Source organism: Roseateles sp. GW821-FHT03B02, from assembly GCF_059421025.1.
This window is the reverse complement of record NZ_JBWKUV010000001.1, coordinates 533743-547757: the sequence shown is the minus strand read 5'-3', so window position 1 is coordinate 547757 and position 14015 is coordinate 533743. Positions and strand designations below refer to the sequence as shown.

Below are 14015 nucleotides of genomic sequence, written 5' to 3'. Positions count from 1 at the left end.
GTCATCCCAGTTGGCGGGCGAACTGCCCGGTCACGGTTTCCATCACGGCGAGCAGGTTCTCGCTCGCCACGAACACGTCGTTGGCCGCCTGCGGGCCCTGGCTTTCGCCGGCCAACGCCGATTGCAGGAAGACCCATTGGTTGCGGGCCAGCTCCAGGTTGTCGCGGATGGCGGGAGTCACCTCGGGCGCCGCACCCAGCACGCGCATGGCGGTCTCGAATTCGGTGCGGGACTTGGCGGTCTCCCGCTGCACGACCTCGGCCCGCGCGCCCTGCTGGCCGGCCATGAAGAACAGGGCCAGGCGTTGCGACAGCATGCGTTGCCGGCCCGACATGTTGACCAGCATGGCCGTCGCCGCGGCGGAGCGCTGCTGCAGCTGGCCGGTGGCGACCTGGGCCAGGCTGAGCATCTCGCCCGAGGCCTGCAGCAGCTCGTCGACCCGCTCGGCGCTGGGCTTGCTCTGCAGCAGGGCACGGTAGTCGCCGAAGCGGTGCAGCATGGCCTTGTAGCTGCCGGCGATCTCGGGCGTCGGCGCGAAGGCCAGCAGCTCGCCGAGCTGGCGTTCGAAGCGGGCCTCGCTGGCCTGCAGCACGGCACGGGCGCGCTGGGCCAGCTCCGGGCGCAACTGTCCCAGCCAGGCCTTGCCCATGCGCTGGCTCAGCATGCGCTGGGCGCCGGCCTTGTCGATGGCTTCGCCAAGCTGGTTGATGCGGGCCTGGGCGAATGCGGGGCCGGTGGCCAGGCCGGCGAGGAGGAGGACGCGACGGTTCAGCATCAGGCCCCCACCTTCTCGAACTGGCGCAGGTCGACATGGGCGGGGCCGAAGTCGAACCAAGGGTCGGGCTCGCCATCGAGGCTGAACTGCAGCTGCGCCCACAGCGCCTTGCGGTTGTCGGCGTCTTCCAGGATCTTCTTTTTGACGTGATCCAGGCCGACGCGCGCGACGTAGTGCACCGTGCGCTCCAGATACCAGCCCTCCAGGCGGTAGAGCTGCAGGAAGGCGCCGCTGTACTCCAGCACTTCCTCGGCCGTCTTCAGCTTGCAGAAGAACTCGGCCACCTCGGTCTTGATGCCGCCGTTGCCGGCGACATAGATCTCCCAGCCCGAGTCCACGCCGATGACGCCCACGTCCTTGATGCCGGCCTCCGCGCAGTTGCGCGGGCAGCCCGACACGGCGATCTTGACCTTGTGCGGCGCGTACATGCGCCACAGCGCGCGCTCCAGATCCTTGCCCATCTGCGTGCTGTCCTGCGTGCCGAAGCGGCACCACTCTGACCCGACGCAGGTCTTCACCGTGCGCAGCGCCTTGGCATAGGCATGGCCGGAGGGCATGCCGATGTCCTTCCAGACGTTGACGAGGTCTTCCTTCTTGACGCCGAGCAGGTCGATGCGCTGGCCGCCGGTGACCTTGACAGTGGGGATCTGGTACTTGTCCACCGCGTCGGCAATGCGGCGCAGCTCGGAGCTGGTCGTCTCGCCGCCCCACATGCGCGGAATGACGGAATAGCGGCCGTCCTTCTGGATGTTGGCGTGGGAGCGTTCGTTGATGAAGCGGCTCTGCGGATCGTCGACGGCCTCCTTGGGCCAGGTCGAGATCAGGTAGTAGTTGACGGCCGGGCGGCAGGTGGCGCAGCCGTTGGGGGTCTTCCAGTCCAGCGCGCGGAAGACGTCTTCCTTGGTCAGCAGGTGGGCCAGGCGAATGGCGTCGCGGGTGTCCTGGTGGCTGGCGTCGGTGCAGGCGCAGATGGCCTTCTTCTTCGGCGTGGCCGAGTAGTCGCCGCCGGCCGTGAACATGATGAGCTGCTCGACCAGGCCGGTGCATGAACCGCATGAAGCCGAGGCCTTGGTGTGCTTGCGCACCTCGTCCAGCGTGAACAGGCCCTTGTCGCGGATGGCCTTGCAGATGGCGCCCTTGGAAACGCCGTTGCAGCCGCAGACTTCGTCGGTGTCGGCCATCGCGGCGGCGCGGCTCTGGCCCTGGTGGCCCACGTCGCCGATGTTGGCTCCCGCCTCACCGAACATCAGCTTGTCGCGAATGTCGGCGATCTTGCGGCCCTCGCGCAGCAGTTTGAAGTACCAACCACCGTCCACCGTGTCGCCATACAGGCAGGCGCCGACGAGCTGGTCGTTCTGGATGACGAGCTTTTTGTAGACGCCGGCGAAGGGGTCGCTCATGACGATCTCTTCCGTGCCCGCGCCGCCGGTGAAGTTGCCAGCCGAGAACAGGTCGATGCCCGTCACCTTGAGCTTGGTGCTGACCGAGGAACCCAGGTAGCGGCCGATGCCGAACTGGGCCAGGTGCGTCGCGCAGACCTTGCCCTGCTCGAACAGCGGCGCGACCAGGCCGTAGGCAATGCCGCGGTGGGCCGCGCATTCACCGACCGAGTAGACGCGCGGGTCGGTGACGGTCTGCATGGTGTCGGTCACGACGATGCCGCGGCTGCAGTGCAGGCCGGCCTTCTCGGCCAAGCCGGTGTTGGGGCGGATGCCGGCGGCCATGACGACGAGGTCGGCTGGCACTTCGATGACCTGCCCGTCCTTGTCTTTCAGTTGGATGGCCCGCACGCGGCCGGCCTCGTTGCCCAGCAGTGCCTGGGTCTGCGCGCCGAGCATGAAGTTCAGGCCGCGCTCGACGAGCGACTTGCGCAGCAGGTCGCCGGCCACGGTGTCGAGCTGGCGCTCCATCAGCGTGTCGACGAGGTGCACGACGGTCACCTGCATGCCGCGCAGCATCAGGCCGTTGGCGGCTTCCAGGCCCAGCAGGCCGCCGCCGATGACGACGGCATGCTTGTACTGCGTGGCGGCTTCGATCATCGCGTTGGTGTCGGCGATGTCGCGGTAGGCGATGACGCCTTGCAGCTCCTTGCCCGGCACCGGCAGCACGAAGGGGTTGGAGCCGGTGGCGATCAGCAGGCGGTCGTATTCGGCGGTGGTGCCGTCGGCCGCCACGACGCGGCGGCGCACGCGATCGATCTCGGTGACCGTCTTGCCCAGATGCAGGGTGATGCCGTTCTCCTCGTACCAGGAGAGCGGGTTCAGGATGATCTCGTCGATCGTCTGCTCGCCGGCCAGCACCGGCGACAGCAGGATGCGGTTGTAGTTGGGGTGGGGCTCGGCGCCGAAGACGGTGATGTCGTAGAGGTCGGGCGTGATCTTCAGCAGCTCCTCCAGCGTGCGTACGCCGGCCATGCCGTTGCCCACCATCACCAGCTTCATCTTCTTCATGCCGTACTCCTGAGTGGCCTGCCAATTGCTTTGCAAGGCATGTGCCAGCGATGAAGCTGGCCTTTTCACCCTGCTGCACCCGGCAGCGCCCCACGCCGAAGCGATTCATGGCCCGGTGCGGGTGCACTCATCCCAAAATCGCACCAAGAACGGGCAGGCACCCGCTTGGTGATCCACTCACGCGCATGCGCTTCGAACTCGACACCGGCCTGTCCAGCCTGCAAGGCAAGCGTCCGCGCAATGAAGACTTCGCCGGCGTGCAGGCGCCGGCCGCGCACGAGGCCGAGCGAGGCTGGGTGGCAGCGTTGGCGGACGGTGTGAGCGGTGGAGGCGAAGGATTGATGGCCGCGCAAACCTCGGTGATGAGCCTGCTGCGTGACTTTCATGCAGTGCCCGCCGACTGGGACACCAGCGTCGTGCTGGACCGACTGCTGGGTCACCAGAACGCCTGGCTGGCCGCCCACAACCGTCGCCCAGGGCCTGACGGCCAGCCGCGCGAGGCGCTGACGACGCTGACTGCGCTGGCCCTGCGTGGCCGCCGCTATGCCCTGGCCCATGTGGGCGACAGCCGTGCCTGGCTGCTGCGTGACGGCCAATGTCTGCTGCTGACCCAGGACCACCGCATGGAGCGCCGCGACTTCGCCGGCCTGACCCGTGCGCTGGGCCTGGACGACGCGCTGCGCCTGGACCACAGCGCCGGCGAGCTGAAGGTGGGCGACCGCCTGCTGCTGACCAGCGATGGCGTGCACGGGGCGCTGCGGGGCCGCCAGATCGCCGATCTGCTGCGCGACACCCCCGGCGCCCAGGCCGCGGCCGATGCGCTCACTGCGGCGGCCCTCGCCGCCGGCAGCCACGACAACGCGACGGCCCTGGTGCTGGACATCAAGGACCTTGCCGACCCCGGCCTGGCCGACCTCGCCGCGCTGGGCCGCACGCTGCCCAGCCCCGGACCGCTGGGCGTGGGCGCCACGCTGGATGGCTACCAGGTCACGGCGCTGGTAGCCGACAACGGCGTGCACCGCCTGCTGCAGGCGCGCGAACTGTCGTCCGGCCGGCTGGTAGCGCTGAAGATGCTGCGCCCCGGCCGCGCCGACGACCCGGAAGAGCGGGCTATGCTGGCCCACGAGATCTGGCTGGGCCTGCGGCTGGCCGAGGCGCCGCGGCACCGCCGGCGGGGTGGCGAGAGCGGCTTTGTGCGCGTGCATGCACCGGCCGAAGGCGCCACGCACTTCTATGCCGTCTTCGACTGGCATGGCGGCCACACGCTGGAGCAGCTGCTGGCCAAGGGGCCGCTGGACGTGGCCCAGACGCTCGCGCTGGGCAGCGCCGTGGCGCGCTCGCTGAGCCTGCTGCACGCGGCCGGCGTCGTGCACCGCGACATCAAGCCGGCCAACCTGCATCTCGGCGACGACGGCCAGTGGCGGGTGCTGGACCTGGGCGTAGCGCTGAGCCCGCGTGCGCCGGCGGCTTCCCACGAGCTGCATGCCGGCACGCCCAGCTACATCAACCCCGAGCAATGGCAGGACCCGCCGGCCCCGGCCGACGCCGGCTCCGACCTGTTCGCGCTCGGCGTCACGCTCTACCAGGCGCTGACGGGCAAGCTGCCCTACGGCGAGATCGAGCCCTACCAACTGGCGCGCTACAAGCGCGAGCCCGCCAGCGTCAGCCGCCTTCAGCCCAGCGTGCCGATGCCGCTGGACCGCCTCGTCATGCGGGCCGTGGCCCGCGAGGCCAAGGCCCGCTTCGAGACGGCCGACGAGTTCCTGCTCGCGTTGGAGCGTCTGGCTGCCCGCGATCAGCCGGCGTCAGCCCGGCCGCCCAAGGCGGTCCGCGAGGTGGTGAGCGTGTGGCAGATCGGGCTGGGCCTGTCCGTGCTGCTCAACCTGCTGCTGATCGCCTGGCTGGCCTTCCTGCCGCGCTAGAGCCCCAGCCGGTCGCGGTTGATGCCCTTGACCTCGACGTCGAAGCTGCAGGAACCGCTCACCTGGTCGGTCGTGAACTCGACCGTGCCGGTGGCGCGTCCCGTCGAGTCCTTCATCTCGAAGCGCGTGAAGTGGAACTTGCCGCCCGTGACGCGCTGGCTCTTGCCCTGCACGCGGATGACCGAGCGCCACAGCGATTCCACCGACAGCGCGTAGTCGCCGGACGTCATGATGTCGACCCCCTTCAGCTCCACGCTGCTGGTCGGTGCCTCACCGCCGTCCAGCGTCATCAGCCGGAAGCGCGACAGCTTGCCGGTGGCGCCCGGCTTGCCGCTGGGCGAGTAGTTGAAGTCGGCCAGGCTGTCCGACACGCGGATGTCGGCGCCGGCGATCTTGCAGCTGACGCCGGCCTGGGCGGACGCCGCCAGGGTCAGCAGGGCGAGGGCGAGGAAGGACTTGTTCATGTCTCGCAGTGTGCCGAGCCCGGCGTTGCCGCGTGTCCCTTGCCCGAGGGTCAGACGCGCTGGTAGTGCACCGGCTCGGCCGCCTCGCTGGCCACCGCGCGCCGGGCGCGGCCGCCCTTCTCGGCCCAGGTGCGGGTCCAGCGGATCTGCATGACGCGCATGACGAAGAGCATCAGCACGGCCAGCACGGCGAACACGACGAAGCCCCACAGATAGGTGCCGGCGTGCTGCTTGGACAGTCCCATCAGGTTGGGCACCAGGCCGCCGCCCAGGGCGCCGATCTCGCCGATCATCGAACCGGCCACGGCCGTGGCCGCAGGCCAGCGCAGCGGCACCAACTGGAACAGGGCGCCATTGCCGGCGCCGAGCGCGGCGAAGCAGACGATGAGCAGCAGCGTCGTCAGCACCAGCGAGCCGCTGCTCATGCCGATCAGCGCCAGCGTGATGGCGACGACGACGAGCACCAGGGTCAGCATGTTGACGCCGCCCCAGCGGTCTGACAGCCAGCCGCCCACGACGCGCACCGCCGCGCCCATGAAGGCCGCCAGCATCGTCAGCTGGCCGGCCTGCACCTTGGAGACGCCGAACTGGTCGTAGTAGTAGGTGGGCAGGAAGGTCGTCAGGCCGATGAAGCCGCCAAACGTCACGCCGTAGATCAGGCTGAAGGCCCAGCCGTCCTTCTCGAACAGGCAGGCGACGTGCTCGCGCAGCGAGGCGTGGGCGTCGACGTCGGGTGGCTCCTTGGCGAAGACGATCATGACCAGCATCGGCAGCAGGATCGCGCAGGCCGCGAAGGCATAGACCGTCTGCCAGCCGTAGGCCTGGGCCAGCGGCGGCGCCACCAGCACCGACACTGCCGTGCCCACGTTGCCCGCGCCCACCAGGCCCATGGCCAGGCCCTTGTACTGCGGCGGGAACCAGCCCGAGCCCAGGCTCAGCGCCACGCCGAAGCTGGCGCCGGCGATGCCCAGCAGCACGCCCATGGCCAGCAGGTCGTCGTAGCTCTTCACCATGAAGTAGCCGTAGAGCATGGCCACGGCGATCATGCCCATCTCCACCAGCGTCGCGTTCTTGCGGCCGATGTACTGCGACAGCAGGCCCAGCGGGAAGCGCATCAGCGCGCCGGCCATGATGGGGATGGAGAGCATCAGGCCCTTCTGGGCGGGCGTCAGGTTGTAGGCCTCGCTGATGAAGGGGGCCAGCGCGCCGTTGAGCACCCAGATGCAGCAGGAGAACGCGAAATACAGAAAGGCGGCGAACAGCGTGGGGCTGTGGCCGGCGCGTTTGAAGTTCTGGAATGCGGACATCTCGGGCTCTATCTGGCTGGCCGCAAGCGCCCGTGGCCACCCACCGGTCTCGGCCAGGGCGGCTCGGACGCAAGCAGCGGGAGGGTGCCCGCACCATTGCGAGCGCCACGCTCGGATACTTGCAAAGCCCATGCCCGGCCCGCTGGCCTGTTTCTTGCGCCGTTTTGGGGCGTGAACACCCGACCCATGACCGACATCGTCCCCGCCTCCCTGCCGCCCCTGGTGATCTGCAGCCCCGAGGCGCCTCCTCAGGCCCTGGCCTTGCAGGCCTTGGGATGGTTTGTGCGCACCGTTTCGGAGCTTGGCGCCCCGCCCGATGACCCCGCCCTGGGCCTGCTGTGGTGCCCGGACCGCACCGCCTTGGCGCAGCTGCTGCACTCGGATCGGGCCTTCGGCCTGCCCGTGGTGCTGCTGTCTCCGCCTCCACTGGGCCCCGAACGCCAGGCCGTGATCACTCGCGGCGCCGTGCAATGGCTGCCGTCGGATGTCGATGCCGGCGTGCTCGCCGAGGCCCTGCTGTGGGCCCGCGACCTGGCCGCCCAGCAGCAGGCGCGCGAGCTGGCAGCCCAGGCCAGGCTCGACGAGCGCAAGTGGACCGAGCGTGCCAAGGGGCTGCTGATGCAGGCACGCGGCATCGACGAGGCCGCCGCCTTCGCGCTGCTGCGCAACACGGCCATGCAGACACAGGCCAAGCTGCCCGAGGTGGCCCGCGGCGTGGTGCACACGTCGGAACTCGCAGAGGCGCTGGAGCGCGCCGGCGCCCAGCGCATGCTGAGCCAGCGCCTCGTCAAGCTGCAGGCCCTGCGCCAGTGGCCCAAGCTGGCCCCCCCCGAGCGGCGCGAGGCGCAGGCCCTGCTGGATGCCTCGGCCGAGCGCGTGGCGGCGAACCTGGCACGGTTGAGCGAGCTGCTGCGCCAGGACCTAGCGGAGGAACTGGCCGCGGTGTCTGCCGCCTGGGCTCAGCTGGACGCCGCGCTCGCCAGCCGCCAGCCCGACCTGGCCCGCAGCGACCGCGCTGCCCAGCAGTTGCTGGAAAGCAGCGAGACCCTGGTGGCTCGCCTGTCCGAGCGCGCCGGCCAGCGCCCGGTCGGCCTGCTGGCCCAGGTGACGCGGCTGCGGCTGCTGAGCCAGCGGCTGGCCAAGGAAGGCCTGCTGGCCCAGGTGCTGCCGGGGCACGACACCAGCGGCCTCGCCGCGGGCCTGGACGAGTTCATCAAGGCCTACGACGAGGTGCGCGCCGCGCCGCTGGCCGGGCCTGCCCTGCAGCCGGCGTTCAAGGACGTGGACGAGGCCTGGCTGCTGTTGCTGCGCGGGCTGCGCGTGGAGCAGGGCGACGCTGTGCAGCGCATGCACCAGGGCAGCGAGCGGCTGCTGCAGGCGCTGGAGGCGTTGATCCAGGCGTTGCAGGGGTCGTTGCAGTTGATTCTGGGGTGAATTGGAGGCCTCAGCGCTTGTCCTTTCGACTCAGTGCCGAGCTGCCGGAGTCCGCCCCGGTGGGCGGGTAACTTTTCTCTGTCTTGCCAGAGAAAAGTCACCAAAGAGAGGCGCTGAACCGCACGAGAGCACCACGGGCCGAGGGCAGGGGGAAAAACACGCTTCGCACACCGCGCAGACGCGAGCCGCTGCGCTCTCGCCTCCCACTTGTGAAGAGCACCATGCATTGCTCCCTCACGCCGGTTAACGCCGGCTGCACGCCGGGTTCATCAGGAAATGCGGATACCGGGTCGCCCGAGCGACGCTGAATTGGGCTGTTTTGGTGAGCACGGCGTGCAGCCGCGCGTCGGACGGGCACCGGGTTCGATGAGGCGCGTTCGTCACAAGTCAGACGCGAGAGCGCAGCGGTTCGCATCGGGGTGCCATGCGACCGATGTTTTCGCGCGCCGCTCCGGGCGGCGTCGCGGTCGTTTGCGGTTCAGGGCCTCTTCTTTGGTGACTTTCTTCTGGCCCCGCAGAAGAAAGTTACCCCGCCGTCGGGCGGGACTCCCGGCAATGCAGCGAGCCGGCACATGCCCTGCAAAAGCATCCCCTCCATGCTCCATGTCCACCTCGACACAATCTGCCGATCGGCCCGATACATCGCGGCGGTGCAATGCCGTCTCCGATCTCTCCAGGACCGATGCTATGCACCACGACCACGACGCCCCGCACGACCATGACCAGGGCCTGGCCCATGACCTCGCCCGCCTGCACCGGCAGTCATTCGAGCGCCGCGTGGCGCTGCGCTGGCTGCTGGGCGCGGGCGCTGCATCGCTGAGCGGTGCCGGCGCGCTGGCGCTGGCGGGCTGTGGCGGGGGCGGCAGCGCGAGCGATGCGTCTTCGTCCTCCTCTTCGGGGTCGTCGGGCTCGTCCGGCTCCTCCGGCAGCGGCTCCACGACCACCAGCAGCTGCTCCGTCATCCCCGCCGAGACCGAGGGCCCCTATCCGGGCGACGGCTCCAACACCGCCAACGGCAGCGTCGCCAACGTGCTGGCCCTGTCGGGCGTCGTGCGCAGCGACATCCGCACCAGCATTGGCACCGCCTCGGGCGTGGCCACGGGCGTGCCGCTTCAGGTCATCATCGAGCTTGTGAACACCAATGCGTCCTGCGCCGACCTGTCGGGCTATGCCATCTACCTCTGGCATTGCGACGCGCTGGGCCGCTACTCCATGTACTCCAGCGGCGTGACCGGCGAGAACTACCTGCGCGGTGTGCAGGCCACCGCCAGCGATGGCACCGCCACCTTCCAGACCATCTACCCCGGCTGCTACTCGGGGCGGGTGCCGCACATCCATTTCGAGGTCTACCGCAGCACGACGACAGCCACCAACTGGAACAACAAGCTGCGCACCTCGCAGCTGTGCTTCCCGTCGGACTCGAACACTGCCGTCTACGCCACCAGCGGCTATGGCAACAGCGCCGCCAACAACAATGCCATCAGCCTGAGCACCGACGGCATCTTCAGCGATGGGTACAGCACCCAGATCGCCACCGTGACCGGCTCGGTCAGCGCCGGCTATGTGGCCCGTTTGAAAGTAGGCATCGCCGTATGAATGGACATTGCCTCGTCGTCGACGACGATGCCGAAATCCGCACCAGCCTGACGACCTATCTGCAGGGCTTCGGCTGGCAGGTCAGCGCGGCCGCGGACGGCGGGGCAATGCGGCGGCTTCTGGCCGCGCAGAAGGCGGATGTCATCGTGCTCGACCTGATGCTGCCCGGCGAAGACGGTCTGGCGCTGCTGCGCTGGCTGCAGACCCAACCCGATGCGCCGCCGGTGCTGATGCTCACCGCCCGTGGCGACACCATGAGCCGCGTCGTCGGGCTGGAGCTGGGTGCGGACGACTACCTCGCCAAGCCCTTCGAGCCCCGCGAGCTGGTGGCGCGCCTGCAGGCCCTGGTACGGCGCGCCACAAAGGGCCAGGCCGGCGCGGTGGACGACGACACCCGCCTGCTGCGCTTCGGCCGCTGGCGCTTCGACCGCATGACCCGCCAGCTCATCAACGCCGACGACGTGGGCATCGCGTTGTCGGCCGCGGAGTTCCGGTTGCTCGCTGCCTTCGTGCAGCGGCCGGGCCGCGTGCTCAGCCGCGACCAGCTCATCGAGCTGACCCGAGCGCCCGGCGTGGAGGTGAACGACCGCAGCATCGACCTGGCCGTGTCGCGCCTGCGCGCCAAGCTCGGCGACACGGCGCGCGAGCCCAGCCTCATCCGCACCGTGCGCGGCGAGGGCTATCTCTTCGACGCCGAGGTGGCGCCGTGCTGAAGTTCTGGAAGACTTGGGATCGGCTGGGGCTGCGCCTCTTCCTGCTGATGTGGGCCGCGCTGGCGCTGAGCCACCTGGCCGCGTGGAGCCTGGTGGCCAGGACGCTGCAAGGCCCCGGCGATCACTTTGGCCGGCCGCCCATGCACGCCCAGGCCGACCGCCCGATGCCGCCGCCGCACGACGACTTCGACGACGCCGGCCCGCCGCGCCGCGGGCCCGGGGGGCAGATGCCGGGCCGCATGCCCACCTTCCCCTCGTTGCCGCCCGAGCTGCCCTGGCGTTCCGGCCTGATCGACTACGGTGTGCGCCTGCTCGTCATCGCGCTGGCCGCCTGGTGGGGCTCGCGCTGGCTGGCCGGCCCGGTACGCCGGCTGGTGAGCGCCGCGCAGCAGCTGACCCCCGCGCTGGCCCAGGGCCGGCCGGCGCCGGAACTCAACGAGGCCGAGGGCACGCGTGAGGTGCGCGATGCGGCGGCCGTGTTCAACCGCATGGCCGCCGAGCTGAGCGGCCAGTTCGAGGAGCGTGGCCTGATGATGGCTGCCATCTCGCACGACCTGCGCACGCCGCTCACGCGCATGCGGCTGCGGCTGGAGACGGGCGAGGTGGAGGCCAAGGTGCGCGAGCGCTGCATCGACGACCTGCGCGAGATGAACCGGCTGGTGGAAAGCGTCATCGAGGTCTTCCGCCCGGCCGAGGCCACGGCGATGCAGCGGGTGGACCTGTCGGCCCTGGCCCAGTCCGCCGTGGACGACCTCGCCGAGACCGGCGCCGACGTCGGCTTCAAAGGCCCGCCGGCCGTGGTGAACGCCGACCCCGTGGCCCTGCGCCGCGTCGTGGACAACCTCGTCGGCAACGCGCTGCGCTACGCCGGCAACGCGCGCGTCGGCGTGGATCTCGCGGCCGGCGTGACGCGGCTGGTGGTGGAGGACGACGGCCCCGGCATTCCCGAGGCCGAACTGGAGCGGGTGCGCCAGCCCTTCCGCCGCGTGGAGGGCTCGCGCAACCGCGAGACGGGCGGCACCGGGCTGGGCCTCTACATCGCCCAGCAGCTGGTGCGCCGCCAGGGCGCGGTGCTGGTGCTGAGCAACCGGCCCGAAGGCGGGCTGCGGGCCGAGGTTGTCTTCTAGCCGGCCTTGGCGAACCGCGCCGGCGGCTGCCCGACGTGGCGTGCGAAGGCCACGCTGAAGGTGCTGGCGGAGCTGTAGCCCACGCGCTCTGCCACCGCGGCCACGCCGAGGTGCTCGTCGCGCAGCAGCCGCCGCGCCAGCGCCATGCGCCAGGCCAGCAGATAGGCCATGGGCGCCATGCCCACGGCGCGGCTGAAGCGCTCGAAGAAGGCCGAGCGGGACAGCGCGGCTTCCTTCGCCAGTGACTCGACCGTCCATGCGCGCGCCGGCTGCGCATGCACGCCGCGCAGTGCGGCTGCCAGACGCGTGTCTGCCAGGCCGCGCACCAGGCCCGGCGACGCGGCGAGGCGGGGCGCGCAGCGCAGCGCCTCGATCAGCAGCACCTCCAGCAGTCGCGCCAGCACCTCTTGACGGGCCGAGCGCTCGGCGCGGGTCTCGTCGATGAGCAGCTGCACCAGGGCCGTCAGCCGCGGCTCGCCCCGCACGTGCAGCAGCCGGGGCAGCAGCGGCACCAGCAAGGCCGCGTCCGGCGAGCCGAAGCTGCAGTGGCCCACAAGCAGCCGCACGTCGGGCTCGCCGTCCGCCGCGCCGACGCGGTAGCTGCCGTCGGGCAGCAGGGTCGGCAGCGTGCTGGGCACCTCGGGTGGCGGCGGCTCGCGGCTGCTCTGGGTGAAGGGCAGGGCCGCCGGCACGAGGACGAAGTCGCCGGCCTGCAGGTCGAGCGGGTCTTCGCCGTCGACGGCCAGACGGCAGCCGCCTGCCAGCACCACGGCATAGAAGGGCAGGCCGGCGTCGTCGCGCCTCACCCGCCAGGCGCCCGCGCCGGCCACCACTTTGGAAAAGCGCGCGCCGGGCTGCAGCAGCGCGACGACTTCGGCGAGAGGGTCGATCAAGGCAGGACTATTGCGAATGTTTTGTGGACTTTGAATCGTAGCGGGTCCGGCGGCGCAGCCATATCGTGCTGCATCCCCACCTCGACAGGAGTTCTCCATGAAAACCGTGCTGATCACCGGCTGCTCGTCCGGCTTCGGTCTCGAAACCGCCCGCCTCTTCCTTGACCGCGGCTGGCAGGTCGTGGCCACGATGCGCTCGCCGGACGCGGCCGTGCTGCCGCCGGCCGAGCGACTGCGCGTGCTGCCGCTGGACGTGACCGACGCAGCCAGCATCCGTGCCTGCGTGGCGGCTGCCGGGCCGGTGGATGTGCTCGTCAACAACGCCGGCATCGGCCTGCTCGGTGCGCTGGAGGGCATTCCGCTGGCGCGCATCCGTGAGCTCTTCGAGACCAACACCTTCGGCACGATGGCGATGACGCAGGCCCTGCTGCCGCAGTTCCGCCAGCGCCGCGGCGGCGTGGTCGTGAACGTCACGTCCAGCGTCACGCTGAAGTCGCTGCCGCTGCTGGCCGTCTACACCGGCAGCAAGGCGGCGGTGAATGCCTTCACGGAGTGCCTGGCGCTGGAGTTGGCATCTTTTGGCGTGCAGGCGCGCTTGGTGCTGCCCGGCCGCGCGCCCACCACCCGCTTCGGCGGGAACGCGCGCTCGCGCATGGACGGCAGCATCCCCGAGCCCTATGCCGAACTGGCCGGCGCGGTGTTCGCCGAGTGGGCGCAGCAGCCAGCCGAGGCGGTGACGCACGCGGCGGACGTGGCCGAGGCCGTCTGGCGCGCGGCGACCGACCCGGCCTGCCCGATGCGGCTGGCCGCCGGCGCGGACGCCGTGGCGCTGATGCCCTGAGCGGCGTCAGCCCAGCCGCGCCGGCAGGCCTCGGGCGGCGCAGAAGGCGCGGTAATCGGCCAGGCGCTGGGCCGTCGTGATGCGCTGCTGCACGCGGCCTTCGGCGTCGACGTAGTCCACATCGCCGCGCACGACGACGTGCAGCACCAGCACTTCATCGCCGACGGCCGCCCAGCTGTCGACATTGCCGGCGGGCTCGAAGACGTAGTCCCCCGGGCCGATGACCCGGCCATCGTCCAGTTGCCGCCGGCCCTGCAGGTTCAGGCCATGCACCTCGCCGTGGTGGCGGTGCAGCGTCAGCGCCGTGCCAGGCGCGAGCCGCATCAGCTCCACCCAGCCGCCGCCGGGGATGAACTGCAGCGGCAGCGACCACTTGCCCTCGCCCTCGGGCATCCAGGCATCCAGGCCGGCGCGTTGCAGCGCGCCGGCGACGTGGGTGTGGACATACGGCTGCAGGCCGTCGAAGGGGGTGGTCATGGTCATCAGGGGCTCC

At 70.4% G+C, this 14015-nt stretch carries 12 protein-coding genes; 6 read left to right on the top strand and 6 right to left on the bottom strand.

Annotated elements, in window-relative coordinates:
• Nucleotide 1: 1 nt before the first annotated feature.
• Together AC07VX_RS02390 and nirB are read right to left on the bottom strand one after the other, a co-directional pair.
• Nucleotides 2-775, bottom strand: coding sequence for a type IV pili methyl-accepting chemotaxis transducer N-terminal domain-containing protein (locus AC07VX_RS02390; RefSeq protein ID WP_493163324.1), 774 nt, complete (start codon nt 773-775; stop codon nt 2-4).
• Entirely contained in the window at nt 775-3225 is a 2451-nt protein-coding gene (gene nirB, locus AC07VX_RS02385; RefSeq protein WP_493163325.1) for a nitrite reductase large subunit NirB, read from the bottom strand. Before nirB ends, AC07VX_RS02390 begins: the two co-directional genes overlap by 1 nt.
• 185 nt (nt 3226-3410) lie before the next feature.
• On the opposite strand from nirB, the gene AC07VX_RS02380 reads away from it, so the two are divergent.
• Nucleotides 3411-5147, top strand: coding sequence for a bifunctional protein-serine/threonine kinase/phosphatase (locus tag AC07VX_RS02380; protein ID WP_493163327.1), 1737 nt, complete (start codon nt 3411-3413; stop codon nt 5145-5147).
• On the opposite strand, the gene AC07VX_RS02375 is transcribed toward AC07VX_RS02380, so the two are convergent.
• Both AC07VX_RS02375 and AC07VX_RS02370 read right to left on the bottom strand, forming a co-directional pair.
• Nucleotides 5144-5611, bottom strand: a complete 468-nt coding sequence (locus AC07VX_RS02375) for a hypothetical protein (protein ID WP_493163328.1) — start codon at nt 5609-5611, stop codon at nt 5144-5146. The two genes, AC07VX_RS02380 and AC07VX_RS02375, sit on opposite strands and share 4 nt — an antisense overlap.
• Before the next feature lie 50 nt (nt 5612-5661).
• Nucleotides 5662-6918 carry an MFS transporter gene (locus AC07VX_RS02370; protein WP_493163329.1) on the bottom strand — a complete coding sequence of 419 codons (1257 nt, stop codon included), beginning with the start codon at nt 6916-6918 and terminating at the stop codon, nt 5662-5664.
• Between the two features lie 186 nt (nt 6919-7104).
• Between AC07VX_RS02370 and AC07VX_RS02365 the strand changes: the two genes are divergently transcribed.
• The 4 genes from AC07VX_RS02365 to AC07VX_RS02350 all read left to right on the top strand — a co-directional run bounded on the left by AC07VX_RS02365 (nt 7105) and on the right by AC07VX_RS02350 (nt 11788).
• Nucleotides 7105-8352 (top strand): ANTAR domain-containing response regulator, encoded by a 1248-nt coding sequence (locus tag AC07VX_RS02365; protein ID WP_493163330.1) that lies wholly within the window; start codon nt 7105-7107, stop codon nt 8350-8352.
• 687 nt (nt 8353-9039) lie between these two features.
• Nucleotides 9040-9948 (top strand): dioxygenase family protein, encoded by a 909-nt coding sequence (locus tag AC07VX_RS02360; RefSeq protein ID WP_493163331.1) that lies wholly within the window; start codon nt 9040-9042, stop codon nt 9946-9948.
• Entirely contained in the window at nt 9945-10661 is a 717-nt protein-coding gene (locus AC07VX_RS02355; protein ID WP_493163332.1) for a response regulator, read from the top strand. Before AC07VX_RS02360 ends, AC07VX_RS02355 begins: the two co-directional genes overlap by 4 nt.
• Nucleotides 10655-11788: an ATP-binding protein gene (locus AC07VX_RS02350; RefSeq protein WP_493163333.1), complete on the top strand. Its 1134-nt coding sequence runs from the start codon at nt 10655-10657 to the stop codon at nt 11786-11788. Before AC07VX_RS02355 ends, AC07VX_RS02350 begins: the two co-directional genes overlap by 7 nt.
• Here AC07VX_RS02350 and AC07VX_RS02345 read toward each other — a convergent pair.
• On the bottom strand, nt 11785-12681 hold the full coding sequence (locus AC07VX_RS02345) for an AraC family transcriptional regulator (RefSeq protein WP_493163334.1): 897 nt from the start codon (nt 12679-12681) through the stop codon (nt 11785-11787). The two genes, AC07VX_RS02350 and AC07VX_RS02345, sit on opposite strands and share 4 nt — an antisense overlap.
• A 97-nt stretch (nt 12682-12778) precedes the next feature.
• Between AC07VX_RS02345 and AC07VX_RS02340 the strand changes: the two genes are divergently transcribed.
• Nucleotides 12779-13522, top strand: coding sequence for an SDR family oxidoreductase (locus AC07VX_RS02340; RefSeq protein WP_493163335.1), 744 nt, complete (start codon nt 12779-12781; stop codon nt 13520-13522).
• A gap of 6 nt (nt 13523-13528) precedes the next feature.
• On the opposite strand, the gene AC07VX_RS02335 is transcribed toward AC07VX_RS02340, so the two are convergent.
• Nucleotides 13529-14005 (bottom strand): cupin domain-containing protein, encoded by a 477-nt coding sequence (locus AC07VX_RS02335; protein WP_493163336.1) that lies wholly within the window; start codon nt 14003-14005, stop codon nt 13529-13531.
• Nucleotides 14006-14015: the final 10 nt, after the last annotated feature.